Source organism: Caballeronia sordidicola (assembly GCF_001544455.2).
Taxonomy (GTDB): domain Bacteria; phylum Pseudomonadota; class Gammaproteobacteria; order Burkholderiales; family Burkholderiaceae; genus Caballeronia; species Caballeronia sordidicola.
In genome coordinates, this window is record NZ_FCOC02000022.1 from 44,775 (window position 1) to 71,199 (window position 26,425).

A 26,425-nucleotide genomic window follows, 5' to 3' on the forward strand; every position below is an offset into this window, starting at 1 on the left:
GGCCGCGCTCATGCTGGGCGTCATGCGTTTAGGAGCATCGAGATGTTGATCAAACACAAAGGCCGGCTTTTCGGCGACGAAATTCCCCGAAGCGAAATTACGCCGCGTGCGTTTTTCGAGAATCGTCGCCGCGTGCTGAAAGCTGCAGGTGCGCTCGCGGCCACTGGATTAGCCGGTCTCAGCGGCGAAGCGTTCGCGACAATGACATCGCCCGATGCAAAGGGCCAGAAGCTCACGGCAGCCACGAACACGAAGTTCGTCCCCATGGACAAGGTCACGCCGCTGAAGGACATCACAAGCTACAACAATTTCTACGAATTCGGCACGGACAAGGGCGATCCAGCGCAGAACGCGCATTCGCTGCGGCCGCGGCCGTGGAAGATTTCGGTGGAAGGCGAAGTCAAGAACGCGAAGGTGTATGACATCGATGAAATCCTGAAGCTCGCGCCGCTCGAAGAGCGTATCTACAGGCTGCGCTGCGTGGAAGGCTGGTCAATGGTGATCCCGTGGATCGGCATTCCGCTTGCCGAGATCGTCAGGCGCGCGCAGCCCACGGGCAACGCCAAGTACGTGCAATTCATCTCGCTCGCCGATCCGTCGCAAATGCCGGGCTTGTCCACGCCGATTCTCGACTGGCCGTACTCGGAAGGGTTGCGCATGGACGAAGCCATGAATCCGCTGACGTTGTTGACGGTCGGTTTATATGGCGAAGTCCTGCCAAATCAGAATGGCGCGCCGGTGCGGGTTGTCGTGCCATGGAAGTACGGTTTCAAGAGCGCAAAGTCGCTGGTGAAAATCCGCTTTGTCGAAAAGGAACCGAAGACGAGCTGGAACGAATACGCTCCTGCCGAGTACGGCTTTTACTCGAACGTGAATCCGAACGTAGATCACCCGCGATGGAGCCAGGCAACCGAGCGGCGCATTGGCGAAGACGGATTTTTCACGCCGAAGCGCAAGACGTTGATGTTCAACGGTTACGGCGACCAGGTTGCATCGCTTTATCAGGGCATGAATCTGAAGGCGAACTTTTAAGGAGCAACGGATGGCTTCGGCTTCCGATGTAAAGCGCCGGCCGGCCGCACGCGTGGCCGCGCCGGCCGCAAAAACGAACTGGATCGGGCCGGTGAAGATAGCCGTGTTCCTGGGCGGTTTATATCCGCTTGCGCGCATTGTCCTGCTTGGATTCACAGGCGGCCTGGGCGCGAATCCAATCGAGTTCATCACGCGCTCGACAGGTCTCTGGACGCTCGTTTTCCTGTGTATCACGCTCGCCGTGACGCCGGTTCGCCGGTTGACCGGACTCAACGCGCTGCTGCGCTTTCGGCGCATGCTCGGGTTGTTCGCGTTCTTCTACGTCGTGCTGCATTTCACGACCTACATCTGGTTCGACAAATGGTTCGATGTCTTCGCAATCCTGAAGGACATCGCCAAGCGGCCGTTCATCATGGTCGGCTTCGCGGCGTTCGTGCTGCTGATTCCGCTCGCGATCACGTCGCCGAAAGCCATGGTCAGGAAACTTGGCCGGCGCTGGCAGACGCTGCATAAGCTGATTTATCCGATCGCCGCGCTCGCCATCCTGCATTTCTGGTGGATGAAAGCGGGCAAGCACGACCTGATCTTGCCAAAGATCTACGGCGCTATTGTGGTGGTGTTGCTGGCGTGGCGCGTGGTTGTCTGGCTGCGGTCGATGATGGCGAAAGGCCGCGCTGCCTGACATGGCAGATGCACTGCCGATGCTTTGAGAAGCAAAAAGGGCGGCGCTTTGAATGGCACCGCCCTTTGTTTTTTGACTGGTTGGACCCCGGCGATTCAATCCGGAAAGATCGACTCGCCAGCAAACAAGTTCTTCACTTCTTCCCGTTCGCGCACGAGTCGCGCACGCTCGTGATCGACCATGACTTCGGCGGCTCGCGGGCGCGTGTTGTAGTTCGAACTCATCGTGAAACCATACGCGCCGGCCGAGAAAATCGCGAGCAGATCGCCTTGCTCGATTGCAAGCGAGCGATCTTTCCCTAACCAGTCGCCGCTTTCGCAAACGGGACCGACCACGTCGTAGACTGCCGCTTTCGCCCCGCTTTTTGCCACCGCTTCAATGCGATGAAAAGCCTGATACATCGCGGGACGGGCGAGGTCGTTCATGGCGGCATCGACGATTGCGAAGTTCTTCTCCGCGCCCGGCTTCAGATACTCCACGCGGGTGAGCAACAATCCCGCATTCCCGACCAGCGAGCGGCCCGGCTCGAAATACACTTCGCGATGACCATGTCCGCGCTGCTCGATGTGCCCGAGCACCGCGCGCACGAATTCGCCGATAGGCGGCGGCGTTTCGTCGTCGTACGTGATGCCGAGACCACCGCCGACATCGACATGATGAATCGTGGCGCCATCGGCTTCGATTTGCTCGACAAGCTCAAGCAACTTGTCTACGGCATCGAGATACGGGCTCACTTCCGTGATCTGCGAACCGATATGGCAGTCGATGCCGATCACATGCAGATTCGACATGGCGGCGGCCTGCGCGTAGGTCGCGCGGGCGTCGCTGAATGCGACACCGAACTTGTTCGACTTCAGGCCCGTGGAAATGTACGGATGCGTCTTGGCGTCGACGTCGGGATTCACTCGCAGCGAAACCGGCGCTTTTTTGCCGGCTGCCTTCGCGACTTCGTTGAGCGCGTGCAATTCGGGGATCGATTCGACGTTGAAGCACTTCACGCCGGCGTCGAGCGCCTCGCGCATCTCCGTCACCGACTTTCCTACACCTGAAAACACGGTGTTTTCCGCCTTGCCGCCTGCAGCCAGCACGCGCGCCAGTTCCCCCGACGATACGATGTCGAAGCCCGCGCCCAATCGAGCAAACACGTTCAACACGGCGAGATTGCTGTTCGCTTTCACCGCGACGTGAATGGTCGCGCGCCGGCCTTTGCAGGCATTGGCGTAAGCTTGATACGCGTCTGTCAACGCACTGCGCGAATAAACATACAGGGGTGTGCCGAACTGCTCGGCCAGCGATGCCGCCGAAACGCCTTCGACTTGGAGCACGCCGTCGGCGCGCGAGAACACGGATTGAGTCATGAGTTTTCTGGTCCGGCTGGCGTGCTTGACTGGTATATGCCGCCCAACGCGGCGAGGCGAGATTCAGTAGCCGGATGACGCGGCCTTGGGCGCGGCGGCTGACGCCGGTACTGGCGCGGACGGTTTCAGGTTCTCGTCAGGCGAAAGCGAAAGCGCCTGGCCGGAAGTGTCCGGGACGTCGCCGGTGTCGACAGACGACGCAGCAGCCGGTGCAACGGCACTGCTTGCGGGCAACGGTTGCATGCTGGCGGGACGTGGCGGAATGGGCGGAGTGGCGGGCAAATAAAGCGGTCCGCGCTGACCGCACGCGGCGAGCAGCGTTCCGGCTGAAATGGCCAAAGCCGCTACAATCGCGCTCATCCTGAAGACGACTTGCATCACTGTCCCTGAATAATTAATCGACGGAGTTTAGCATGACCGACAACGAATACCTGACGCTCGCCGAGGCTGCGCTGGCGGCCATCGAGCGGGATGTGGACGGCCTCGACGCCGACGTGGAATTCGAGCGCAGCGGCAATGTTTTGACACTGGAATTCGAAAATCGCACGAAGCTGATCGTCAATTTGCAGCCGCCGATGCAAGAGTTGTGGCTCGCGGCGAAATCAGGTGGTTTTCACTACAAATATGTGGATGGCGCGTGGCGCAACACGCGTGATGGCAGCGAGTTCTTCGAGGCGCTCAGCCAGTACGCAAGCGAACAGGCCGGTGAGCCGATCCGCTTTTCAGCCTGACGCTTTTCAGTCCGATTTTGAGCCTGAGCCAGGTCGCGACCGGAAGCTCAGGCCGGCGCATCTTCGCGCTTTCAATTACCGCCCTTGAACAGATTCATGATGTCCTGCTTTTCCTGCTCGCCGACCTGAGGCGCGGGCGCGGCAGCCACGCCGGGTGAAGTGCCGCTGGCGCTTTCCGGCGCAGCCTGGCTCACGCCGATAGTTGCGACAAACCCGTGTCCCGGCGTGAGATCATCGAAGTACAGTTCGCCGCCAAGCGACACCACATCGGGCGGCATGCTCGACTTGTATTCCGGCACGTCGCGCAATGCCCGGCTCATGTAGTCCATCCACACGGGCAGCGCGAGACCACCGCCTGTTTCCTTGTCGCCGAGACTGCGCGGCGAGTCGTAGCCAATCCACGCAATCGCCACCAGCGAATGCTGATACCCGGCGAACCATGCGTCGTGCGAGTCGTTGGTCGTCCCTGTCTTTCCGGCCAGATCCGTGCGCTTCAACTGGTTCGTGCGCGCGCCCGTGCCGCGTTGCGCCACACTTTGCAGAAGGCTGTTCATCACGTACGCGTTGCGCGGCGTAATGGCGAGCGGTGCGCTTTCGCCAGCGACCAGCGGTTGCGGGTGCGAGACGACCGCGCCGCGCGGGTCGGTGATATCGGCGATCAAATACGGATTCACGCGATACCCGCCATTCGCAAACACGGAATAACCCGTCGCCATTTGCAGCGGCGTGACCTGGCCGGCGCCGAGGGCCATCGGCAGATAGGCGGGCTGGCGCGCGGCGTCGAATCCGAACTTCGTCACATAGCCTTGCGCGTACTTTGTGCCGATGTTGTTCAGGATGCGGATGGACACCAGGTTTTTCGACTTCATCAGCGCGGTACGCATGGGCATTGGGCCGTCGAAACCGCCGCCGTAGTTCTTCGGTTCCCACGCCTGGCCGCCGGTTTCGCCGGCGCTGAAGTAAAGCGGCGCGTCGTTGATGATGGTCGCCGGCGACAAACCTTTTTCCAGCGACGCCGAATAAATGAACGGCTTGAAGCTCGAACCCGGCTGGCGCCACGCCTGCGTGACATGGTTGAACTTGTTCTTGTTGAAATCGAAGCCGCCGACCAGCGCGCGGATCGCACCGTCCTGCGGCACGATGGAAACAAACGCGCCTTCGACCTGCGGCAACTGCGTGATGACCCAATTGTCTTCGTCGTTTTTCATCAGGCGCACAATGGCGCCCGAGCGCAGGCGCTGGCTGGGTTGCGCCCGCGTGCTCAGTGCGCTCGCGACAAACCGAAGGTCATTGCCTTGAATCGTCGCCACATTGCCATCGATAAAACTTGCCTTTACCTGCTTCACATTTGCCGACGTGACGACAGCAGCAACAATCTCGCCGTTGTCCGGATGGTCGACAAGGGCGTCGTCAATGGCCTGTTCGCGATCGTCGGGATCGCTTGGCAAGTCGATATACCCTTCCGGCCCGCGATATCCATGCCGATGTTCATAATCCATCAGGCCTTTTCGCACGGCGCGATAGGCGGCGTCCTGATCGGCTGAGTCGATGGTTGTCACCACGTTGAGGCCAAGCGTATAAGCCTCTTCCCGATACTGCGCGTACATCATCTGGCGAACCATTTCAGCCACGTATTCGGCGTGCACGCTGAACTCGCGTCCCGCGCCCTTCACGACCAACGGTTGCCGTGCTGCGTCGTCGTACTGCTCGCGCGTGATGTAGTGCAACTCGTACATGCGCTCGAGAATGTATTGCTGGCGAACCTTCGCGCGCTTGGGATTGACGACCGGGTTGTACGCCGACGGCGCTTTAGGCAGGCCGGCGAGCATGGCGGCTTCGGCCAGCGTGATGTCCTTGATGTCCTTGCCGAAATAAACCCGGGCGGCGCTTGCGAAACCGTACGCGCGTTGTCCCAGGTAAATCTGGTTCATATAGACCTCGAGAATCTGGTCCTTGGTCAGCGCGCGCTCGATCTTGTATGCGAGCAGCATTTCATAAATCTTGCGGGTGTAGGTCTTTTCGCTAGACAGAAAGAAGTTGCGCGCCACTTGCATGGTGATCGTGCTGGCGCCCTGGGATGCGTGGCCGTTTGTCAACGCAACCGTGCCCGCGCGAAGGATGCCCGTCAGGTCGACGCCGCCATGGTCGTAGAACCGGGCGTCCTCGATGGCGAGCACCGCTTTTTTAAGATAGTCCGGTACGTCCTGGATGCGCACGACACTGCGCCGTTCTTCGCCAAATTCGCCGATCAGCACGTGATCTGCGGTGTACACCCGCAGCGGCACTTTCGGGCGGTAGTCGGTGAGCGCGTCGAGCGACGGCAGGTTCGGCTGCGCGACGACCAGCGCATAGCCCAGCACGAGTATGGCGCTGGCGATCAATCCGACAATGCAGATGACCAGCCCGAGCAGGAACCTGATCCAGAGCGGACGGCGCTTGGCGGGTTCGGACTGACGGGACGGCGGGGACGACGGAGACTGAGATTGCATGGCACCACCAAAAAACGGTCCCGCGATTATAGCCGCCCGACTTTGCGGCTTTCGCACGGCTTACTCGGGTGTTGCGCGGAGGTCTCGTAAGCGGTCATTTTTGTTGGAATAAGCGTTGACTGAATGACCCAGTCTAACGTTTGCGGCAGGTGTGTTGAGCTGGATTGATGCCGTTTTCGAACCCGCCGATACCTTTACGTTAGCCACTTGGCTGAGTGGTGACAACCCGTGCCGCTGCTCACAATTCTTCCATTGCCAGCGCCCGAACGGTTCGGCGCGCGGTCAGGAAAGAGAGGTAGAGCATGGGTACGGTTTTGACAGTAAACCGGCGGTTCGCGGCCGGAATCGATGTAAGCGAGCGGGCGGTGCGATTAGCCGTGGTCAGCAAGCGAATGCACGCGCATCGCCCGGTTTGTGTCGAACGGCTGGAAGAGGTCCTGTTGCCGAAGGGCGCGGTTGTCTGCGGTGATTTCATCGATCGCGCGGCGATTTCTGCAGCCTTGCGCGAAGCGTTTTCGCGGCTGCCGGCGCGTGGCGCGCTGCGCTCGCTGCGTTGTGCCATGGCCGTGCCGGCATCGGCCACGCTCACCACGCGCGTGCCACTGGAAAAGCTGTCGAGCGAGAGGCAGAAGCCTGGCCGCGATCCGCGAGGTTTGCTCGAACCGGCGGTGCTGGCCGAGGCTGAGCGCATTGCGGGTATCGAGCGCGGGGCGCTGTCTGTTGACTGGTCGATCCATGAGCGCAATGACGGGACCACCGAAGTGTCCATAGCGGCCACAGGCCGGCAATATGTGGAATCGCGCGTGGAGGCTGCCGCTGGCGCTGACATTGTGCTGAGCGCTATTGACGGCGAGCCGGTCGCCGCGTTGCGCGCGTTGTGTTATTCGGCCGCTATCGAGATCAATCGGGATGAGCGGTTCGTCGCATGCTGGATCGAGAGTTCGGGATTGCATGCGTGGATTGTCGGCGAGGACGGCGTGGAGAACGAGTTGCGTTATCCGTCGCCGGAATATTCGAGTGCAATCGAGGCGTTGACGGATCTCATTGGCAAAGGGCCGTGCGTGCACTGGATTTATATAGCTGGAGATATCGAGCTGCTGCATCGGGCGGGTGTGTCGGCACAAATGCTCACGATTGCCTTCGGTTGCCCGGTCATGCCGTTCGAATGCGCGCCGTTTTGCAACGGCGCGCAACGCGTGGATGAACGCCTCGCGCACTCGCCCTTGTTCGCCGTTGCGCTGGGACTTGCGCTGCGTGAGGTGACGTCATGAGCGCGGTCGGATTGCATGCTTTTAACCTGCTGCCGTATCGGCCAGGTGCGCGGCGTCGTGCGCGTAATCGCGCGTTGGCGCTGCTCGCCGGCGCGAGCGTTGCAGGATGTGCTGCGGCCGGTGCGCTGGCCGGGTGGGATGCGCTGGCGCGCGTTCGTATCGACGAACAGCGTGGCGCGCTCGACCGTGCTCTCGCCGGGTTGAACTCGTCCGTCGCCGAGCACGCCAGGCTTGTCGAGCAGCAGGCGTTGCGGCGGCGCGAGCAAAGCGCGGCGGCGCCGATTGCCGAGCCGCGCGCGCGATTCCTTGGTTTGCTGGATGCGCTGGCGCACGGGGCATCAGAGGGGAATATCGGTTTGCAGCGCGTATCACAACGCGCGAGTGAGGTGGAGCTTGCCGCAAGCGCACCGGATTCCCACGCGGCCGCGACATGGCTCAAGGCGCTTGAAAACGTTCCGGGCGTGCGGGCCGTCGAGATTGTTGAAATGCATCGGCGGGTATCTTTGCTGCGGCCTATGTCAGCAAAAAGCGTACGGGCGGTTTCGGTCGCGGCTCAAGATAAATCTGGTGGTTATGACTTTGTCGCTGTCGTTCGATGGGCTGAGGGGGCTGGCAATGCAAAAAGTGCGAAGCAGCTAAAAGTGGGCAAGCCCTCGGCCACTCCCGCCTGGAGCGCCACGCGATGAACCCTTCACACGCACTTAAACCCGCGAACCTTTTCGGGCTGCTAGCCGAGCCTCTCGATGTCTGGAGCAGTTATCGGATTGCAGTTACGGGCGTTGTTGTTGCCGCTCTCGCATTTGCTTCGGGTGCATGGCTATGGCGTTCGTCCGATTTGAGCGGCGTGCAAGCCAGCCGTTCGGCGCTCGACGACGCACGGCGGCGGCTGGAGCACGCACGCGCAGTGGCCGCGCAGTTGCCCGCAATGCGTGCACGGTTGGGCCATGAGGCGCCGCCGTCGCGCTGGACCGTTGCCGACGCGCTTCATGAGATCACCGCGCTCGCCGCTCAAAGCGGATTGCGTATCGGGACAATAGAACCATCGTTGCAAAAGGGCGAGGGAATCGAGACCGAGCGGCCGCTGCGGTTTCGCGCGGAAGGATCGTTCGGCGAGATCCGGCGCTTCATGGACGCACTCGAGGGATTGCCGCGCCTGGTCGCTCCTGCCGATGTGCAGATCAAGCGGGGAGCGGAGGCGGGCGTGAGCACGCTCGGCGTGAATACGCTCGGCATGGACGCAACGCTTCACGTCTTCGAGCGATTGCCGCCTGTCGCACGGCCGGAACCGTCGGGACGGGACGCATTCGCTATCGATCCGTTCGGCGTGAAAAACGGCGCGTCAACCGGCGATGCAAGCGCAATGCTTCTTGTCGGCACGTTGCTGAGTCAACGCCGTTCAATGGCGATGGTTGAAACCGCTACAGGAGTCGACGGATTTTCACCAGGTCAGATGGTAGGCAACGAGCGGCTTCGCGGCGTGCGCGCGCGTTCCATTGAGTTGCGTCGCGATGATGGCGTTGTGCGGACAGTTGGTTTTGTCGAGGATCGGCCATGAGTTCCCCTCGCTTACTGACGCGACCTGGTCCAGCGATACGCAGCCGGACCGCGGCGTGGAGCATCGCATCGTTCCTGTTGCTGCATGCCGTGGGCGCGGGCGCCGCCATTGCGCCCCTTCCGCCTTTGCCAGCGAACTTTCCGCCCTTGCCGGCAAACCTTCCGCTGACACTTCCTACCGATCAATTCGCGGAAGATACCTCAGAGGAGGCTTTGCCTCAGGCGACGGCCGAATCATCCGAAGACGATAACGCGTGGCTTGCACCGGCCAAAACGCCCCAGCCCGCCGCAACCACGGATGCGCTCCCGCCGCTCGAAGGGCCGCCCACGCCGTTGCCGCCTGTCGAGCGCATGAGCCGCAGTGAGCCGGGCCGTCCGGGCGTGGCCGGCGACGACGGCAAGCCAATCTCGCTAAACCTGAAAAACGCGGACCTCGGCGCGGTGCTTCAGACGTTCGCGAAGTTCTCAGGCGTGAACATCGTGGCGAGCGACAAGATTCGCGGACAGGTGTCTATCAACCTTGTCGATGTGCCGTGGCGGCGCGCGTTCGATACGCTTCTCGACGTCCACGGCCTTGCCATGGAGCGCCACGGAGACGTGATCTGGGTCGCCCCGCTGGCAGAACTGGCGGCGCGCGAACGCCTGCGCTACGAAGCACATGCGCGCGCCGCCGATCTCGAGCCGCTCGGCAGCCGCACGTTCGTCCTGCGCTACCCGCGCGCCGACGACGTCAGGAAGCTTCTCACCGGCTCGGGCAGCCAGCGGGTGTTATCGAAGCGGGGTTCCGTCATGGCCGACGCCCGCACGAACCTGTTGTTCGTCACCGACCTGGAAGCGCGGGTGGCGCAGATTGCCGAGCTGATCGCGCGGATCGACCAGCCGACGCCGCAAGTGATGATCGAGGCGCGGATCGTGGAAGGCGACACCGGTTTTTCGCGCAATCTCGGCGTAAAACTTTCGATGACACCCACGGGCGACGGCACCGCGCGCGGCCTGGTCGCGGGGACGGACGGCGCGGTGTTCGATTTGTCCGCCCGGCCTGTCGGCGGTTTCGATGCAGCCACAGCCGGCCTTACGCTGTTCGCCGCTCAGGCCACGCGGCTGCTGAACGTCGAACTGAGCGCGCTCGAAACGGAGGGCCGCGGCCAGATTATCTCCAGCCCGCGGGTAGTCACGGCGGATCGCGTGAAGGCAATTGTCGAGCAAGGCACGGAATTGCCGTACCAGGCGAAGGTCGGCAACGGCGTTTCGGGCGTCCAGTTCCGCCGCGCGGCGCTGAAACTGGAGGTCGAGCCTCAGATCACGCCGCATGGACACGTGATCCTGGACCTGGATGTATCGAAGGATAGCGTTGGCGAGCAGACCGCCGCCGGCCCCGCGATCAACACGAAACATGTGCAGACCCGCGTGGAGGTGGAGGACGGCGGCACGGTGGCAATTGGCGGAATATATTCCAGCGACGAGCGCGACGATGTCACCCGCGTGCCGCTGCTCGGTAAAATCCCTGTATTGGGCTGGCTTTTTCGTCATACGGCGCGCCGTAATTCGCGCAGCGAACTGGTCATTTTCATCACTCCGCATATTGTCCCGGCGCGCTTGTGAAGGCTGCTGGCAAGCCACTGGCAGCGCTTGGGCAAGGCTCCCCGACTCGACAAAGCGGGCCTTTTGCCCTTAAGCTCCCGCACGAACGGGACCAGGATCGGGACCGGAATCAATGCAAAGGTAAGCGAGTTGGAAGCCGGGCAAGCGAACGCGAACGTATTTTTCGTCGGACTCATGGGAGCAGGCAAAACCACCGTGGGGCGGGCGGTCGCGCGCCGTTTGCAGCGTTCTTTCATCGATTCCGATCACGAAATCGAGGCGCGCACGGGCGCCCGCATTCCCGTGATCTGGGAAGTCGAGGGCGAGGAAGGGTTCCGGCAGCGGGAAGCGGATGTGATCGACGAGTTATCGCGGCGCGAGAATATCGTGCTCGCGACGGGCGGCGGCGCGATTCTCCGGCCAGAAAATCGAAATCATCTGAAGACTCGCGGACTGGTGATCTACTTGCGCGCGACGCCGCACGAGCTCTGGCAGCGCACGCGCCGCGACAAGAACCGGCCCCTGCTGCAGACGGACGACCCGCGCAGCAAGCTGGAAGCGCTCTACAAGGCGCGCGATCCGCTGTATCAGGAATGCGCGCATTTCATCGTGGAAACGGGGCGGCCGACGGTGAATAACCTCGTCAACATGGTGTTGATGCAACTGGAGATGGCCGGCATCGCCAAGCCGGCTACGTCATAATGTCGGCCATGATTACCGTCAACGTTGAACTGGGCGATCGCGCCTATCCCATCCATATCGGCGCAGGACTGATTGGCCGTACGGAACTCTATGCACCGCATATTGCGGGGTCATCGGTTGCCATCGTCACCAATACGACCGTCGATCCGCTTTATGGCGACGCGCTGCGCGCCGCGCTCGCGCCACTTGGCAAGAAAGTCACGACAGTTGTTTTGCCCGACGGCGAAGCGCACAAGAATCTCGATACGCTCAACCAGATCTTCACCGCGCTGCTGACCGAGCGCGCCGACCGCAAGACCACGCTGATTGCGCTGGGCGGCGGGGTGATAGGCGACATGACCGGGTTTGCCGCCGCCAGCTATATGCGCGGCGTGCCGTTTATCCAGGTGCCGACCACCTTGCTTTCGCAGGTTGATTCTTCGGTGGGCGGCAAGACCGGCATCAACCATCCGCTTGGCAAGAACATGATCGGCGCGTTTTATCAGCCGCAAGCGGTGATTGCGGATATCGGCGTGTTGCGGACGTTGCCGCTGCGTGAGCTGGCGGCGGGCATCGCGGAAGTGATCAAGACGGGCGCGATTGCCGACAGCGAGTTCTTCGACTGGATCGAGGCGAACACGCCCGCGCTGAACGACTGCGATGCAACCGCGCTGGCCCACGCGGTCAAGCGCTCGTGTGAGGTGAAGGCGTCGGTGGTTGCCGCCGACGAACGCGAAGGCGGCCTGCGCGCCATTCTCAACTTCGGACACACGTTCGGCCACGCCATTGAAGCGGGGCTTGGATATGGCGAATGGCTGCATGGCGAGGCTGTTGGTACGGGCATGGTGATGGCCGCGGACCTCTCTGTGAGGCTCGGCAGGCTGGACGAGAAATCGCGAGCGCGCCTGACTCGCGTGATTGCGGACGCCAGACTGCCGGTCAAAGCGCCCGCGCTGGGCGAGGATCGCTATATCGACTTGATGAAGGTCGACAAAAAGGCCGAAGCGGGCGAGATCAAGTTCATCCTGCTCAAGCGCTTCGGCGAAACCGAGATCACCGGCGCTCCGGACGAGGCCGTGCGCGCGACGCTCGCGGCCAGCATCTGAACGGCTACGCCGAACAAGTCTCACAAAGAAACCAAAGCATAAAAAGAGAGCAAAGCGAACGACAGGGCAAGAGGCCGGGCCGGTCAATGGCTGCCGCTACGTGAAAGCGCAGCCATTGCCGCGCATTACATGAAGATGATTCGGAGCAGCCGGTGAGCGACAAGACATTTCAGGTTTCCAGCATCACGCCGACGTCATTCGCACTCGAGGCGCATCTCGCGCCATATGCCGCGCATTCCGCTGAGTCTCGCGGCCGGCGGTTCGAAGAAAAAGCGCCCGTTGCACGCACCGAATTCCAGCGTGACCGCGATCGCATCGTTCACTCGACGGCATTTCGCCGGCTCGAATACAAGACGCAGGTTTTCGTGAACCACGAAGGCGACCTGTTCCGCACGCGGCTGACGCACAGCCTGGAGGTCGCGCAGATCGCGCGTTCCGTCGCTCGCAATCTGCGCGTGAACGAGGATCTGGTGGAAGCGATTTCGCTCGCGCACGATCTCGGCCATACGCCGTTCGGCCATGCCGGACAGGACGCGTTGAACGAATGCATGAGCGAGCATGGCGGCTTTGAGCACAATCTGCAAAGCCTCGTGGTCGTGGACGAACTCGAAGAACACTATGGCGCATTCGATGGCCTGAATCTCTGCTTCGAAACACGCGAAGGCATTCTCAAGCATTGTTCGCGTGAAAACGCGCTGAAACTCGGCGATCTGGGCGAACGCTTTCTGAACCGCAAACAGCCGTCGATAGAAGCGCAGATTGCGAACGTCGCCGACGAAATTGCCTACAACAATCACGATGTCGACGACGGCCTGCGTTCGGGCCTGATCACGCTCGACCAGCTTTCCGACGTCGCCCTCTGGCAAACGCATTACGAAGCCGCGCGCGGGGAATATCCCGAGATTGAAGGTCGCAGGCTGATTCACGAGACTATTCGCCGGATCATCAACGCGCTGATCGTGGATCTGATCGAGTCGACAAGCGCGAACCTGGCGCGGGTCAATCCCCAGTCTATCGACGATGTCCGCAACGCCTCCGCGCTGGTCGCGCACGGCCCGGCTGTCGCGGCGCAGGCCACTGAACTCAAGCGTTTCCTCTACAAGAACCTGTACCGCCATTACCGCGTGATGCGCATGGCCAACAAGGCGCGGCGCGTGGTGAGCGGCCTGTTCAAGGCGTTCATTGACGACCCGCGTCTGCTGCCGCCGGACTATCAGGCGCGCGCTCCGGTTGCGGAAGAGTCGGCGAACGATACCGACAGCGCCGCCGCAGCCGGGAACACCACGCAGGCGCGGCTGATCGCGCATTACATTGCTGGCATGACGGATCGTTACGCGTTGAAGGAATACGGACGTCTATTCGTCATCGACGACAACTAAAATCGCGCGTTCCGGGGTTTTCGCCCCGCTTGCACGCAACCACGCACACTTCACCCGGGTTCAAGGAGACGTTACTCATGAGTAGTCGCAAGCTGCTGGTCAGCTCCATTTCCCTCGCCGCCGCGCTTGCATTTGGCGCAAGCCACGCGCAGGCCGCAACCGAAATCCAGTTCTGGCACGCAATGGAATCGGCGCTAGGCGAGCGCGTGAACGACATCGCGAACGACTTCAACGCATCGCAAAGCGACTACAAGATCGTGCCGGTCTTCAAGGGCAGCTACGACCAGACGCTGGCGGCCGGGATTGCGGCGTATCGCAGCGGCAACGCGCCGGCCATCCTGCAAGTCTATGAAGTCGGCACTGCCACGATGATCCAGGCCAAGAAGGCCGTGATTCCCGTCTCGGACGTCTTCAAGCAAGCCGGTGTTCCGCTCGACGAAAAGGCTTTCGTGCCGACCATTTCGAGCTATTACAGCGACGCCAAGACGGGCCATCTGATTTCGATGCCGTTCAACAGCTCCACGCCCGTGCTGTACTACAACAAGGACGCGTTCAAGAAGGCCGGTATTGATCCGACGCATCCGCCGAAGACCTGGGGCGAACTCGAAGCCGATTCGAAGAAACTGAAAGCGGCCGGCCTCTGCGGCTACTCGTCGGGCTGGCAAAGCTGGATTCAGCTCGAGAACTACAGCGCCTGGCATGGCGCGCCGTTTGCATCGAAGAACAATGGTTTCGATGGCACCGACGCCGTGCTCGAATTCAACAAGCCCCTGCAAGTCGCGCACATCCAGTTCCTGCAGAACATGGCGAAGGACGGCACGTTCACTTACGTGGGCCGCAAGGACGAAGCGGTATCGAAGTTCTATAGCGGCGATTGCGGCATTGTGACCAACTCGTCGGGGTCGCTTGCCAACATCAAGAAGTACGCGAAGTTCAGTTTCGGCACGGGCATGATGCCGTACGACGAAAGCGTGAAGGGCGCACCGCAGAACGCGATCATCGGCGGCGCGAGCCTGTGGGTCTTGTCGGGCAAGGACGCCGCAACGTACAAGGGCGTCGCCAAGTTCCTCGCCTATCTGACTTCGCCGGCGGTCGCGGCGAAATGGCATCAGGACACGGGTTATCTGCCGGTCACCACCGCTGCATACGAACTCACGCAAAAGCAGGGCTTCTATGAAAAGAATCCCGGCGCCGATACCGCCATCAAGCAGATGCTGAACAAGCCGCCGTTACCGTTCACGAAGGGCTTGCGTCTTGGCAACATGCCGCAAATCCGTACGATCGTCGACGAAGAGCTCGAACAGGTCTGGGCGCAAAAGAAGACGCCGAAGGACGCGCTGGATTCGTCCGTGTCGCGTGGCAATGATCTGCTGCGCCGATTCGAAAAGGCGGGAAGCTAAGAGCGCCATGGAAAAACGATCGCGGTTCAATACGAGCCTGCTGCCGTACCTGCTGGTCGCGCCGCAACTCGCGATCACCGCGCTCTTTTTCCTGTGGCCGGCCGGTGAAGCGCTGTGGCAGGCCACGCAGACGCAGGACGCGTTCGGGACATCGAGCGAGTTTGTGGGGTTGGCGAATTTCAAGCAGATCTTCACTGATCCGCTGTATCTCTCTTCGTTCAACACAACACTCATCTTTTGCACGCTCGTCACCGTGTCCGGGCTGGTGATTTCGCTGCTGCTTGCCGCATGCGCCGACCGCGTGACGCGCGGCGCGAGGACGTATCAGACGCTGTTGATCTGGCCGTACGCCGTCGCGCCCGCGATTGCCGCCGTGCTGTGGTCGTTCTTGTTCAATCCGAGTATCGGTCTGGTGACTTACGCGCTCGCGAAGTACGGCATTTTCTGGAACCACGCGCTGAACGGTTCCCAGGCCATGTTCCTTGTCGTGCTGGCGTCCGTGTGGAAACAGGTGAGCTACAACTTCCTGTTTTTCTACGCCGGGCTGCAGGCCATTCCGCGCTCGCTGATCGAAGCGGCGGCCATCGACGGCGCCGGTCCCGTGCGGCGTTTTTTCGGGATCGCATTGCCTTTGCTGTCGCCGACCAGCTTCTTCCTGCTGACCGTGAACGTGGTCTACGCCTTCTTCGATACCTTCCCGGTCATCGACGCCGCAACCGGCGGCGGCCCCGCGCAATCCACGAAGACGCTGATCTACAAGATTTTCGCCGAAGGTTTCCAGGGGCTCGACATTGGCAGTTCCGGCGCGCAGTCGGTCGTGCTGATGGTGATCGTGGTGGCGCTGACCATCGTGCAATTCCGCTTTATTGAACGCCGGGTGCAGTACTCATGATCGAGAACCGTCGCGGTTTCGACCTCTTTTGCCACGCGGTGCTGATCGTGGGCGTGGTGCTGGTCGTGTTTCCGGTGTATATCGCGTTCTGCGCCGCAACCATGAGCGAAGCGGAAGTCTTCAACGTGCCGCTCTCGCTCGTGCCGAGCACGCATCTGTTCGAGAACGTCGCGCACATCTGGACGCACGGGAGCGGCAGTGCGGCCAGCCCGTTCGGCCGCATGCTGATGAATAGCCTGATCATGGCGCTCGTGATTTCCTTCGGAAAAATCGCCATCTCCATGCTGTCCGCGTATGCCATCGTGTTCTTCCGCTTTCCGTTCCGGAACCTCGCGTTCTGGCTCATCTTCATCACGCTGATGCTGCCCGTGGAAGTGCGGATTTTTCCGACGGTGCAAGTCGTTTCATCGATGCACATGAGCAATACCTACGCGGGTTTGACGCTGCCGCTGATTGCTTCAGCGACGGCGACGTTCCTTTTCCGCCAGTTTTTCATGACGCTGCCCGACGAACTCATGGAGGCGGCGCGTATCGACGGCGCCGGCGCGTTGCGTTTTCTTTGGGACGTGGTGCTGCCGCTCTCCAAGACGAACATTGCCGCGTTGTTCGTGATCACGTTCATCTACGGCTGGAACCAGTATTTGTGGCCCATCCTGATCAGCAGCGACCAGTCGATGCAAACAGCGGTCGTCGGCATCAAGAGCATGATTGCGTCGGGCGACACGGCCACCGAGTGGCATCTTGTGATGACCGCAACCTTGCTCGCCATGTTGCCGCCGCTCGCCGTCGTGCTGACCATGCAGCGCTGGTTCGTGCGTGGTCTTGTCGATTCAGAAAAATGAGGGGGACTCAATCCATGAATTCCGAAGTCGGGCGCACTGAAACGAAGGCGGGCCGATGGCCGCACTAAGCCTTCAAGGCGTCAGGAAAACCTACGACGGCAAGCAGTTCGTTCTGCATGGCATTGACGTGGAAGTTGCAGACGGCGAATTCGTCGTGATGGTCGGTCCGTCGGGCTGTGGGAAGTCCACGTTGCTGAGGATGGTTGCGGGACTCGAAAGCGTGTCCGAAGGGACGATTTCCATCGGCGAGAAAGTGGTGAACAAGCTCGAGCCGAAGGATCGCGACATTGCGATGGTGTTCCAGAACTACGCGCTGTATCCGCATATGAGCGTCGCGCAGAACATGGCGTACGCGTTGAAGATCGGCGGCGTGAGCCGGGCGGATATCGACCGGCGCGTGCAGAACGCGGCGAAGATCCTGGAACTCGAGCCGCTGCTGCAAAGAAAACCGCGCGAATTGTCGGGCGGTCAACGCCAGCGGGTCGCAATGGGCCGCGCGATTGTGCGTGAGCCGGCTGTGTTTCTCTTCGACGAACCGCTCTCCAATCTCGACGCCAAACTGCGCGTGCAAATGCGGCTGGAAATCCAGCGGTTGCACGCGCGGCTCGCAACCACGAGCCTGTATGTCACGCACGATCAGATCGAAGCCATGACGCTGGCGCAGCGCGTGATAGTGATGAATCGTGGCTATGCCGAGCAGATCGGGCCGCCAACAGAAGTCTACGAGCGTCCGGCGACGGTTTTCGTGGCGAGCTTTATAGGTTCGCCGGCCATGAATCTGATCGACGGACGCGTGTCGGATGACGGTTCCACCTTCGATGTCGCCGGTAACGGTCCGCGTTTGCCGATCGCGGGCATGCGCACGTTGACGCAGGATCTGAAGGGCCGCGAGTGGACACTGGGCATTCGACCGGAACATATGCTGCCGGACCAGACGGGCGCGCACGCGACGCTGACTGTGGATTCCTGCGAACTCCTCGGCGCGGACAATCTCGCGCACGGACGCTGGGGCGCGTACGACGTCGCGGTGCGTCTGCCGCATGAGCATCGACCGGCGCGCGGCGAAGCGCTGGAAGTGGCGCTGCCCGCGCAGCGTCTCCATATCTTCGATCCGCAGACCGGCCGGCGCGTTAATTAGAAAGGGACGTGAACCATGAAAACCTGGCCTTATCCGCGTATCGTCGCGCATCGCGGCGGCGGCAAGATCGCGCCGGAAAACACGCTGGATGCAATCGATACCGGCGCACGGCTCGGCCTGAAAATGATCGAATTCGATGCGAAATTATCGGCTGATGACGTCGTATTTTTGCTACACGACGATCTGGTCGACCGGACATCGGATGGTCGGGGACCAGCGAAAGCCATGCGTTACGACGAAATCGAGAAGCTCGACGCCGGTACGTGGTTTGATCCGCGTTTCAAGGGCGCCCGCATGCCGACGCTCGTGCAGGTCGCCGAGCGGTGTTTTTCGCATGGCCTTGCCGCGAATATCGAGATCAAACCGTGTGAAGGGCGCGACGTGGAGACCGGCGTGCTGGTCGCGCGGGAGGCGGCGCGATTATGGGCCGATGCCGGGCCCGCGCCGTTGCTGTCGTCGTTCTCTTACGCGGCGCTCGAGGCCGCGGCCCAGACCGCGCCTGATTTGCCACGCGGCATGCTCTACGAGGTCATTCCGTCCGACTGGCGGGCGCAGACGGCTGCGTTGTCTTGCGTATCGCTGCATGCGGATCACACGACGCTCAGCGAAGATCTGGTTCGCGAGATCAAGGACTCGGGCTTGCGAATTCTCGCGTACACGGTGAACGATCCGGCCCGCGCCCGCGAACTCGCCCAGTGGGGCGTGGATGCGATCTGCACAGATCGTATCGATGTAATCGGTGCTGGATTTCTCGACTGACTCCGTACGCGGCTCTGCCCATAAAAAAAGCGCGCCGGAATAACTCCGGTGCGCTTTTTCGCGATACACGCAAGCAGACGGTCTTAACGTGCGCGAGCCAGCAACACGCCTGCTACCAGCGCCAGGCCGCCAACCAGGGCAATGGTCTGCCACGGCTTTTCATGAATGTAGGTGTCGGCATCGGCCAGCGCGGCATTGGCGCGGGCGCGTACTGCATCTTGCGTGTCGTTCAGCCGGGCACGCGCCGAGTCCACGGTTTTGCCCAACTGGGCGCGCAACGCGGCGACATCCGCCGACGTGCCTTCTGACAATGTTTCTTCGATTTCTGAAATCAGCGTGCGAAGTTCGCCGCCAATATCCTGCGCCGCGTCGCTGCTGTGGCGGGAAATCCGGCGCGCACGCCGGCTGGTGGAGTTCCATGAATCTCCGATGGCGTCTCGCGTATTGGGAAATGCGTTCATAGGATCGCTCCGTCGATGGATGAGTCGTGGATGGCCGCGAATGTACTTATTAAGTTCGCGGAAACGCTGAAAGTGAGCAAGTTGGATGCCGGTTCGGCAACCATCCACGACATTGCATGCTCGCGCCTTGCTGCGCAAGGCGTTTGATCAATCGAAAAGATGTTGGGCAAGTAGAAACTGCGCCGTAGCTGACCCGTGCGGCGCGATCTGGCGTCATTTTTACAAGCCGATGAAAACAAAAGCGCCGCCGCGGTTTTTCCGCGACGGCGCTCGATTCTTGCTGCGCTCTGTAAAGGCGGTTCAGATCGCGTAGATCGGAACCGGGACTAAAACCGATACCCCACGTTCAGATACGTCACGATCGGGTTCAGCTTGAGCTTGGCTTCGGACTTCACGGTGAGAGGTCCGACTGGCGTTTGCGCCTGTGTGGTCAGCTTGGCCGTTGCATGAAGCGGCACGAACGAGAGTGAAAAGCCCGCGAACCAGTGGTCCGTGAACGCATAGGTGAGACCGGCATTAAACACAGGAGCCCAGGAACGATCGGTGGATACGTCGGTCGGACCATGCAGCACGTTGGTCTCAAAGGCGGTATTGGTGATCTTGGCGTCGCTGAACCACACGCGTGTCACGCCAATGCCCACATAAGGGCGCAACTTGGCCTGTGGTTGCATGAAGTAATACTTCAGAAGAAATGTTGGACTCCATTGCTTGGCTGTTCCAAGCGTGCCGTACTGTGAGAATCCCCTGTCACCCTTGAGGTCGAACTTGGGCGGAATGCCAAATACGAATTCACCGGAAATATGATCGGTGATGAAGTAGCCCGCGGTTAAACCTGCAGTATCGCTGTTCGAGAGGTTAGCGCCCGTATTGGGCACTTCGATGCCAACCGGCGAGCCGCCTACGCTTGTTTCCTTAAGCAGGCCGCTGCTGGAGATCGGCGCGAAGTGAAGCCAGCCGGTTGTGAAGTAGAACGTATTTGCCGATTGCGCGTGCGCTGCGCCCGTGATGCAGGTAAATGCTGCAACCCCCGTGACGACCCGTTTTATTGTCATTGAGTGCTCCTCCGAGAAAGCACGTTAATTATGAACAGAACATTTGAAACAAACCATGTTTCGCCGCAAAGCGTTTTCCCTAGAAGATTGCCGGCTCCAATTTTGTTAGTGCGGGACTGAAAACTGTCTCGGACACCTGATTTCTTGCCGTCGATGCACATTGGCGGCATCTCAACGAAAATTTCCAAGGTGGCCCAGAATGTCGTTTGAACGGATCACTGGCACACCCTGAACCCGATCAACGCCCGACCAACGGAAAATCCAGAATGGCACGGCTTGCCCGACTCTACGTTCCCGAACAGCCGCAGCATGTGATCTTGCGCGGTCTCGATCAGCAGCCCGCTTTTATCGACGCTCCGGACTACGAGCTTTTTATCGAATGTCTGCGGACCGCTTCGCGCGACCACCATCTAGCCATACACGCCTACGCCCTGATGCCGGGCGCCGTGCATCTGCTCGTGACGCCCCGCGACGAAGCCAGCTTGCCAAAGGCCATGCAGGCGGTCGGCAGGCGCTACGTCGCGCACTTCAATCGCCGATACGCCCGGCGCGGCACATTATGGGAAGGCCGCTACCGCGCAACGGTGATCGAAGGTGAAACCTATTTCCTGCTCGCGAGCCGCGTTGTCGAGATGGCGCCGGTCCAGGCGGGCCTCGTGGCCACGCCACAAGACTACAAATGGTCGAGCTACCGGCATCACATTGGCCTGACGCTCGACAGCCTGATTACCGACCACGCGCTCTACTGGAAGCTCGGCAACACACCGTTCGAACGTCAGCGCGCGTACACGGAGTTGTGCGAGCAGCCACTCGATGAACGGGAAGCGAACCGTCTGCTCCAGGCAACCCTCAAAGGATGGGTGCTCGGCAGCGACGCTTACCGGGAGTGGGCCGCCCGCGCCGCCAACCGCCGCGTCTCGCCTTTGCCGCGCGGCCGGCCTCGCAAGGTTCGCGAAACACCACAGACGCAATAACGGACTTCTGTGCAAGAACTGAAGAATGAACGAACGGCATGACGCCAAAAATCGCATGCCGTTTTATTTTTATCGCCATTGATATGGAACCAATTAAATGATGCGTTCATGCACCAACTCGATAATAGGTGTCAGATCGAAGCGTTTTCATTGCCAACCGCTTGATTGATCGCGTATATTTCGCTTTCCGGCAGTTCGTGATGCACTGCATCCAATTGCACGACCGGCTTGAAGCCGCGCACAAAAACATGTTCAACAGCCGCCCGCGGCCCCCACAGAACACGGTGACCCATGAACGATCAATTGCCGACGACTCTCGGTTCAGCTCCCGCCGCTCAGGGCATGTATGACCCCGAGAACGAACATGACTCGTGTGGCGTGGGCTTCGTTGCGCACATCAAGGGCAAGAAGCGCCACGAAATCATCCAGCAGGGCCTGAAGATCCTCGAAAACCTCGACCATCGCGGCGCGGTCGGCGCCGACAAGCTCATGGGCGACGGCGCGGGCATCCTGATTCAGATTCCCGATGGGTTTTATCGTGAGGAGATGGCCAAGCAAGGCGTGACGCTGCCGCCGGAAGGCGAGTACGGCGTGGGCATGATCTTCCTGCCGAAGGAACACGCGTCGCGGCTCGCGTGCGAACAGGAACTGGAGCGCACGGTGAAGGCCGAAGGTCAGGTCGTGCTCGGCTGGCGCGATGTTCCCGTCGACGCGAGCATGCCAATTTCGCCGACCGTGAAGGCGAGCGAGCCGCTCATCCGGCAAATCTTCATTGGGCGCGGCAAGGATATTGTTGTGACGGACGCGCTGGAGCGCAAGCTATACGTGATCCGCAAGACGGCGAGCCACCGCATCCAGGCGCTCAAGCTGAAGCACGGCAAGGAATACTTCGTGCCGTCCATGTCGGCGCGGACGGTCGTTTATAAAGGCCTGCTGCTGGCCGGCCAGGTCGGCGTGTATTACCGCGACCTGCAGGACGAACGCACGGTGTCGGCGCTTGCGCTCGTGCACCAGCGCTTCTCCACCAACACGTTCCCCGCGTGGGAACTCGCGCACCCGTATCGCATGATCGCGCACAACGGTGAAATCAACACCGTGAAGGGCAACGTGAACTGGCTGAACGCGCGCACCGGCGCAATCGCCAGCTACGTGCTGGGTGACGACCTGCCGAAACTCTGGCCGCTGATCTATCCGGGCCAGTCGGACACCGCATCGTTCGATAACTGCCTCGAATTGCTCGTGATGGCGGGTTATCCGCTCGTCCACGCCATGATGATGATGATTCCCGAAGCCTGGGAACAGCACACCTTGATGGACGACAACCGCCGCGCCTTCTACGAATATCACGCAGCCATGATGGAGCCGTGGGACGGTCCCGCCGCGATCGCGTTCACGGACGGCCGCCAGATCGGCGCCACGCTCGACCGTAACGGCCTGCGCCCGGCGCGCTATGTCATTACGGACGACGACCTCGTGATCCTCGCATCGGAGGCAGGCGTTTTGCCCGTGCCGGAATCGAAGATCGTGAAGAAGTGGCGTCTGCAGCCGGGCAAGATGTTCCTGATCGACATGGAACAAGGCCGGATCATCGACGACAAGGAACTCAAGGACAACCTCGCGAACGGCAAGCCGTACAAGAGCTGGATCGACGCGGTTCGCATCAAGCTCGACGAGATCGAGCCGAAGGCGGAAGAAGTCGATACACAACGCCGCGAAGCGGCCGCCTTGCTGGATCGCCAGCAGGCGTTCGGCTATACCCAGGAAGACGTCAAGTTCCTGATGGCGCCCATGGCGCAGCTTGGCGAGGAAGCCGTTGGCTCAATGGGCAACGACTCGCCGCTGGCCGTCATGTCCAACAAGAACAAGACGCTGTATCACTACTTCAAGCAGCTTTTCGCGCAAGTCACGAACCCGCCGATCGATCCGATCCGCGAGAACATGGTGATGTCGCTGGTGTCGTTTGTCGGCCCGAAGCCGAACCTGCTCGATACCACCAACATCAACCCGACGATGCGTCTCGAAGTCTCGCAGCCCGTGCTCGACTTCAAGGATATCGCGAAAATTCGCGCCATCGATAAATACACTGGCGGCAAGTTCAGTTCGTACGAGCTGAGCATCTGCTATCCGGTCGTGTGGGGCAATGAAGGCGTGGAAGCGCGCCTTGCGTCGCTCTGCGCGGAAGCCGTGGACGCGGTGAAGTCCGGCTACAACATGTTGATCGTGTCCGATCGCAAGATGGATCGCGACAACCTGGCCATTCCCGCGCTGCTCGCCACGTCCGCCATTCATACGCATCTTGTGCAGCACGGTTTGCGCACGAGCACGGGTCTGGTTGTGGAAACGGGATCGGCGCGCGAGACGCATCACTTTGCGTTGCTCGCCGCGTATGGCGCGGAAGCCGTGCATCCGTACCTTGCGCTCGAAACGCTCGCACAAATGGCCGAAGGCCTGAAGGGCGATCTTTCCGCCGACAAAGCCATCTACAACTACACGAAGGCCGTGGGCAAGGGCTTGTACAAGGTCATGTCGAAGATGGGCATTTCCACGTACATGTCGTACACCGGCGCACAGATTTTCGAAGCGGTCGGCTTGTCGAGCGATCTGGTGGAGAAGTACTTCAAGGGCACGGCGTCGAAGGTGGGCGGTATCGGCATTTTCGAGGTGGCCGAGGAAGCGATCCGTTTGCATCGTGAGGCGTTTGGCGAGAATCCGATCCTCGCGACCATGTTGGATGCTGGCGGTGAATATGCGTATCGCGTACGCGGCGAAGAGCACATGTGGACGCCGGATGCGATCGCCAAGCTGCAGCATTCCGCGCGCAGCAACTCGTACCAGACGTACAAGGAATACGCACATCTGATCAACGACCAGACCAAGCGTCACATGACGTTCCGTGGTTTGTTCGAGTTCAAGGTCGATCCCACGAAAGCCATTCCGCTCGACGAAGTGGAACCGGCGAAAGAAATCGTCAAGCGTTTTGCGACGGGCGCCATGTCGCTCGGCTCCATCAGCACCGAAGCGCACGCAACGCTTGCCGTGGCGATGAACCGGATTGGCGGGAAGTCGAACACGGGCGAAGGCGGTGAGGACGCGAACCGGTATCGCAATGAACTGCGTGGCATTCCGATCAAGAACGGCGACACCATGCGCTCGGTTATCGGCGACGAAGTCGTGACCGATATCCCGTTGAAGGACGGCGATTCGCTGCGCTCGCGCATCAAGCAGGTTGCGTCCGGACGGTTTGGCGTGACGGCCGAGTATCTTTCCTCGGCGGATCAGATCCAGATCAAAATGGCCCAAGGCGCGAAGCCGGGCGAAGGCGGGCAACTGCCGGGTCACAAGGTGAGCGATTACATCGGCAAGTTGCGCTATTCGGTGCCAGGCGTGGGCCTGATTTCGCCGCCGCCGCACCACGATATTTATTCCATCGAAGACCTGGCGCAGCTTATTCACGATCTGAAGAACGTGAACTCGTCGTCGAGCGTGTCGGTGAAACTCGTGTCGGAAGTGGGCGTTGGGACCGTTGCCGCTGGCGTTGCCAAGGCAAAGGCGGATCACGTCGTGATTGCCGGCCACGATGGCGGCACGGGCGCTTCGCCGTTGTCGTCGTTGAAGCATGCCGGCACGCCGTGGGAACTCGGCCTTGCCGAAACGCAGCAGACGCTCGTGCTCAACCGTCTTCGCGGCCGTATCCGCGTGCAGGCCGACGGTCAGATGAAGACGGGCCGCGACGTGGTAATCGGAGCGCTGCTCGGCGCCGATGAATTCGGTTTTGCGACCGCGCCGCTCGTGGTGCAGGGCTGCATCATGATGCGCAAGTGTCACCTGAACACGTGCCCGGTCGGCGTTGCGACGCAAGATCCGGTGCTGCGCGCCAAGTTCACGGGACAGCCGGAACACGTCGTCAACTTCTTCTTCTTTATCGCGGAAGAAGTGCGGGAAATCATGGCGCAACTCGGCATCCGCAAGTTCGACGACCTGATCGGCCACGCCGAATTGCTCGATACGAAAAAGGGCGTGGAGCACTGGAAGGCAAAGGGTCTGGACTTCTCGAAGGTGTTCTATCAAGTGCCGAACGACGGCAGTATTGCGACGAAGCACGTCGAGACGCAGGATCATGGTCTTGAGAAAGCGCTGGATCACGTGCTGATCGAGAAGTCGAAGGCGGCGATCGAGAAGGGCGAGCACGTCTCGTTCATTCAGCCGGTGCGCAACGTGAACCGCACGGTCGGCGCCATGTTGTCGGGGCTGGTTGCGCGCAAGCACGGCCATGACGGTCTCGCCGATGACGCCATCCATATCCAGTTGAAGGGCACGGCTGGTCAGAGTTTCGGCGCGTTCCTGGCGAAGGGCATTACGCTGGATCTCGTCGGCGACGGCAACGACTACGTCGGCAAGGGTCTTTCGGGCGGACGCATCATCATTCGCCCAACGAACGATTTCCGCGGCAAGTCGGAAGAGAACATCATCTGCGGCAACACGGTCTTGTACGGCGCGATTGAAGGTGAAGCCTATTTCCGCGGCGTCGCGGGCGAGCGTTTCGCCGTGCGTAACTCGGGCGCAACGGCAGTCGTGGAAGGCACGGGCGATCACGGTTGCGAATACATGACCGGCGGCACGGTGGTCGTGCTCGGCGAAACCGGGCGCAACTTCGCGGCGGGCATGTCCGGCGGCGTGGCGTTTGTCTACGATCCGGATGGCGCGTTCGGCAGCAAGTGCAACAAGGCAATGGTCGCGCTCGATCCGGTATTGCAGCAAGCCGAACAGGAACGCACGGTCGATCGCGCCTTGTGGCATACGGGCCAGACCGATGAAGCCTTGCTCAAGGGGCTGATCGAGCGGCATTTCCAGACCACCGGTTCGCCGCGTGCGAAGGCGTTGCTCGAGAACTGGGATGCATCGCGCCGTCAGTTCGTGAAGGTCTTCCCGACGGAATACAAGCGGGCGCTCGGCGAGTTGGGCGCGAAAAAAGCGAAAGACGCGATCGCGGCCTGAGCCTTCTTAATCCTTAGTACGGCCCTTCGGCGGCAGACGCCGAAGGGT

At 60.9% G+C, this 26,425-nt stretch carries 22 protein-coding genes; 17 read left to right on the forward strand and 5 right to left on the reverse strand.

Annotated elements, in window-relative coordinates; translation table 11 throughout:
* The first annotated feature begins 42 nt into the window (after window positions 1-42).
* Window positions 43-1,032, forward strand: coding sequence for a protein-methionine-sulfoxide reductase catalytic subunit MsrP (msrP, locus tag AWB64_RS25490; protein ID WP_060858196.1), 990 nt, complete (start codon window positions 43-45; stop codon window positions 1,030-1,032).
* Between the two features lie 10 nt (window positions 1,033-1,042).
* Entirely contained in the window at window positions 1,043-1,714 is a 672-nt protein-coding gene (gene msrQ / locus AWB64_RS25495) for a protein-methionine-sulfoxide reductase heme-binding subunit MsrQ (RefSeq protein WP_060858197.1), read from the forward strand.
* A 95-nt stretch (window positions 1,715-1,809) separates the two neighbouring features.
* On the opposite strand, the gene lysA is transcribed toward msrQ, so the two are convergent.
* Together lysA and lptM are read right to left on the reverse strand one after the other, a co-directional pair.
* Entirely contained in the window at window positions 1,810-3,072 is a 1,263-nt protein-coding gene (lysA, locus tag AWB64_RS25500) for a diaminopimelate decarboxylase (RefSeq protein WP_060858198.1), read from the reverse strand.
* A 63-nt stretch (window positions 3,073-3,135) separates the two neighbouring features.
* Window positions 3,136-3,450 (reverse strand): LPS translocon maturation chaperone LptM, encoded by a 315-nt coding sequence (lptM, locus tag AWB64_RS25505; RefSeq protein WP_060858199.1) that lies wholly within the window; start codon window positions 3,448-3,450, stop codon window positions 3,136-3,138.
* Between the two features lie 35 nt (window positions 3,451-3,485).
* On the opposite strand from lptM, the gene cyaY reads away from it, so the two are divergent.
* The gene (gene cyaY, locus AWB64_RS25510) at window positions 3,486-3,803 is read left to right on the forward strand and encodes an iron donor protein CyaY (protein WP_060858200.1); all 318 of its coding nucleotides are present in this window, start codon (window positions 3,486-3,488) and stop codon (window positions 3,801-3,803) included.
* A 71-nt stretch (window positions 3,804-3,874) separates the two neighbouring features.
* Here cyaY and AWB64_RS25515 read toward each other — a convergent pair whose 3' ends face one another.
* Window positions 3,875-6,292 carry a penicillin-binding protein 1A gene (locus tag AWB64_RS25515; protein ID WP_060858201.1) on the reverse strand — a complete coding sequence of 806 codons (2,418 nt, stop codon included), beginning with the start codon at window positions 6,290-6,292 and terminating at the stop codon, window positions 3,875-3,877.
* 302 nt (window positions 6,293-6,594) lie between these two features.
* Between AWB64_RS25515 and pilM the strand changes: the two genes are divergently transcribed.
* The 12 genes from pilM to ugpQ all read left to right on the forward strand — a co-directional run bounded on the left by pilM (window position 6,595) and on the right by ugpQ (window position 18,895).
* Window positions 6,595-7,563, forward strand: a complete 969-nt coding sequence (gene pilM, locus AWB64_RS25520) for a type IV pilus biogenesis protein PilM (protein ID WP_060858202.1) — start codon at window positions 6,595-6,597, stop codon at window positions 7,561-7,563.
* Complete coding sequence (locus tag AWB64_RS25525) at window positions 7,560-8,249, forward strand: PilN family protein (protein ID WP_060858203.1); 690 nt, start codon at window positions 7,560-7,562, stop codon at window positions 8,247-8,249. The genes pilM and AWB64_RS25525 overlap by 4 nt, the downstream gene beginning before the upstream one ends.
* Window positions 8,246-9,118, forward strand: coding sequence for a type IV pilus inner membrane component PilO (locus AWB64_RS25530; RefSeq protein ID WP_060858204.1), 873 nt, complete (start codon window positions 8,246-8,248; stop codon window positions 9,116-9,118). The genes AWB64_RS25525 and AWB64_RS25530 overlap by 4 nt, the downstream gene beginning before the upstream one ends.
* Entirely contained in the window at window positions 9,115-10,719 is a 1,605-nt protein-coding gene (locus tag AWB64_RS25535; protein ID WP_060858205.1) for a type IV pilus secretin PilQ, read from the forward strand. The genes AWB64_RS25530 and AWB64_RS25535 overlap by 4 nt, the downstream gene beginning before the upstream one ends.
* Before the next feature lie 174 nt (window positions 10,720-10,893).
* A complete protein-coding gene (locus AWB64_RS25540) occupies window positions 10,894-11,400 on the forward strand; it encodes a shikimate kinase (protein WP_374728649.1) in 507 nt (168 codons plus the stop codon).
* Between the two features lie 8 nt (window positions 11,401-11,408).
* Window positions 11,409-12,485, forward strand: a complete 1,077-nt coding sequence (aroB, locus tag AWB64_RS25545; RefSeq protein ID WP_208603317.1) for a 3-dehydroquinate synthase — start codon at window positions 11,409-11,411, stop codon at window positions 12,483-12,485.
* A gap of 152 nt (window positions 12,486-12,637) precedes the next feature.
* Window positions 12,638-13,864, forward strand: coding sequence for a deoxyguanosinetriphosphate triphosphohydrolase (locus AWB64_RS25550; RefSeq protein WP_060858208.1), 1,227 nt, complete (start codon window positions 12,638-12,640; stop codon window positions 13,862-13,864).
* Window positions 13,865-13,941: 77 nt separating this feature from the next.
* Window positions 13,942-15,264, forward strand: coding sequence for a sn-glycerol-3-phosphate ABC transporter substrate-binding protein UgpB (ugpB, locus tag AWB64_RS25555; RefSeq protein ID WP_060858209.1), 1,323 nt, complete (start codon window positions 13,942-13,944; stop codon window positions 15,262-15,264).
* Window positions 15,265-15,271: 7 nt separating this feature from the next.
* Window positions 15,272-16,156 carry a sn-glycerol-3-phosphate ABC transporter permease UgpA gene (ugpA, locus tag AWB64_RS25560; protein ID WP_060858210.1) on the forward strand — a complete coding sequence of 295 codons (885 nt, stop codon included), beginning with the start codon at window positions 15,272-15,274 and terminating at the stop codon, window positions 16,154-16,156.
* Window positions 16,153-16,998, forward strand: coding sequence for a sn-glycerol-3-phosphate ABC transporter permease UgpE (gene ugpE / locus AWB64_RS25565; protein WP_060858211.1), 846 nt, complete (start codon window positions 16,153-16,155; stop codon window positions 16,996-16,998). The genes ugpA and ugpE overlap by 4 nt, the downstream gene beginning before the upstream one ends.
* A 55-nt stretch (window positions 16,999-17,053) precedes the next feature.
* On the forward strand, window positions 17,054-18,136 hold the full coding sequence (locus AWB64_RS25570) for a sn-glycerol-3-phosphate import ATP-binding protein UgpC (protein WP_060858212.1): 1,083 nt from the start codon (window positions 17,054-17,056) through the stop codon (window positions 18,134-18,136).
* 15 nt (window positions 18,137-18,151) lie between these two features.
* Complete coding sequence (ugpQ, locus tag AWB64_RS25575; protein WP_060858213.1) at window positions 18,152-18,895, forward strand: glycerophosphodiester phosphodiesterase; 744 nt, start codon at window positions 18,152-18,154, stop codon at window positions 18,893-18,895.
* A gap of 83 nt (window positions 18,896-18,978) precedes the next feature.
* Here ugpQ and AWB64_RS25580 read toward each other — a convergent pair whose 3' ends face one another.
* Together AWB64_RS25580 and AWB64_RS25585 are read right to left on the reverse strand one after the other, a co-directional pair.
* Window positions 18,979-19,356 carry an ElaB/YgaM/YqjD family protein gene (locus tag AWB64_RS25580; protein ID WP_060858214.1) on the reverse strand — a complete coding sequence of 126 codons (378 nt, stop codon included), beginning with the start codon at window positions 19,354-19,356 and terminating at the stop codon, window positions 18,979-18,981.
* A 326-nt stretch (window positions 19,357-19,682) separates the two neighbouring features.
* Window positions 19,683-20,408, reverse strand: coding sequence for an OmpW/AlkL family protein (locus tag AWB64_RS25585; protein ID WP_060858215.1), 726 nt, complete (start codon window positions 20,406-20,408; stop codon window positions 19,683-19,685).
* Between the two features lie 266 nt (window positions 20,409-20,674).
* Here AWB64_RS25585 and AWB64_RS25590 point away from each other — a divergent pair, with 266 nt between their 5' ends.
* Entirely contained in the window at window positions 20,675-21,382 is a 708-nt protein-coding gene (locus AWB64_RS25590) for a transposase (protein ID WP_060858216.1), read from the forward strand.
* Between the two features lie 291 nt (window positions 21,383-21,673).
* A complete protein-coding gene (locus AWB64_RS25595; protein WP_060858217.1) occupies window positions 21,674-26,377 on the forward strand; it encodes a glutamate synthase-related protein in 4,704 nt (1,567 codons plus the stop codon).
* The last annotated feature ends 48 nt before the right edge of the window (window positions 26,378-26,425 follow it).

What these genes read in the sequence shown, in the direction of transcription:
- msrP (WP_060858196.1), top strand. Translation starts at nt 43, where the DNA reads ATGTTGATCAAACACAAAGGCCGGCTTTTCGGCGACGAAATTCCCCGA.
- msrQ (WP_060858197.1), top strand. Translation starts at nt 1,043, where the DNA reads ATGGCTTCGGCTTCCGATGTAAAGCGCCGGCCGGCCGCACGCGTGGCC.
- lysA (WP_060858198.1), bottom strand. Translation starts at nt 3,072, where the DNA reads ATGACTCAATCCGTGTTCTCGCGCGCCGACGGCGTGCTCCAAGTCGAA.
- lptM (WP_060858199.1), bottom strand. Translation starts at nt 3,450, where the DNA reads ATGCAAGTCGTCTTCAGGATGAGCGCGATTGTAGCGGCTTTGGCCATT.
- cyaY (WP_060858200.1), top strand. Translation starts at nt 3,486, where the DNA reads ATGACCGACAACGAATACCTGACGCTCGCCGAGGCTGCGCTGGCGGCC.
- AWB64_RS25515 (WP_060858201.1), bottom strand. Translation starts at nt 6,292, where the DNA reads ATGCAATCTCAGTCTCCGTCGTCCCCGCCGTCCCGTCAGTCCGAACCC.
- pilM (WP_060858202.1), top strand. Translation starts at nt 6,595, where the DNA reads ATGGGTACGGTTTTGACAGTAAACCGGCGGTTCGCGGCCGGAATCGAT.
- AWB64_RS25525 (WP_060858203.1), top strand. Translation starts at nt 7,560, where the DNA reads ATGAGCGCGGTCGGATTGCATGCTTTTAACCTGCTGCCGTATCGGCCA.
- AWB64_RS25530 (WP_060858204.1), top strand. Translation starts at nt 8,246, where the DNA reads ATGAACCCTTCACACGCACTTAAACCCGCGAACCTTTTCGGGCTGCTA.
- AWB64_RS25535 (WP_060858205.1), top strand. Translation starts at nt 9,115, where the DNA reads ATGAGTTCCCCTCGCTTACTGACGCGACCTGGTCCAGCGATACGCAGC.
- AWB64_RS25540 (WP_374728649.1), top strand. Translation starts at nt 10,894, where the DNA reads ATGGGAGCAGGCAAAACCACCGTGGGGCGGGCGGTCGCGCGCCGTTTG.
- aroB (WP_208603317.1), top strand. Translation starts at nt 11,409, where the DNA reads ATGATTACCGTCAACGTTGAACTGGGCGATCGCGCCTATCCCATCCAT.
- ugpB (WP_060858209.1), top strand. Translation starts at nt 13,942, where the DNA reads ATGAGTAGTCGCAAGCTGCTGGTCAGCTCCATTTCCCTCGCCGCCGCG.
- ugpA (WP_060858210.1), top strand. Translation starts at nt 15,272, where the DNA reads ATGGAAAAACGATCGCGGTTCAATACGAGCCTGCTGCCGTACCTGCTG.
- ugpE (WP_060858211.1), top strand. Translation starts at nt 16,153, where the DNA reads ATGATCGAGAACCGTCGCGGTTTCGACCTCTTTTGCCACGCGGTGCTG.
- AWB64_RS25570 (WP_060858212.1), top strand. Translation starts at nt 17,054, where the DNA reads ATGGCCGCACTAAGCCTTCAAGGCGTCAGGAAAACCTACGACGGCAAG.
- ugpQ (WP_060858213.1), top strand. Translation starts at nt 18,152, where the DNA reads ATGAAAACCTGGCCTTATCCGCGTATCGTCGCGCATCGCGGCGGCGGC.
- AWB64_RS25580 (WP_060858214.1), bottom strand. Translation starts at nt 19,356, where the DNA reads ATGAACGCATTTCCCAATACGCGAGACGCCATCGGAGATTCATGGAAC.
- AWB64_RS25585 (WP_060858215.1), bottom strand. Translation starts at nt 20,408, where the DNA reads ATGACAATAAAACGGGTCGTCACGGGGGTTGCAGCATTTACCTGCATC.
- AWB64_RS25590 (WP_060858216.1), top strand. Translation starts at nt 20,675, where the DNA reads ATGGCACGGCTTGCCCGACTCTACGTTCCCGAACAGCCGCAGCATGTG.
- AWB64_RS25595 (WP_060858217.1), top strand. Translation starts at nt 21,674, where the DNA reads ATGAACGATCAATTGCCGACGACTCTCGGTTCAGCTCCCGCCGCTCAG.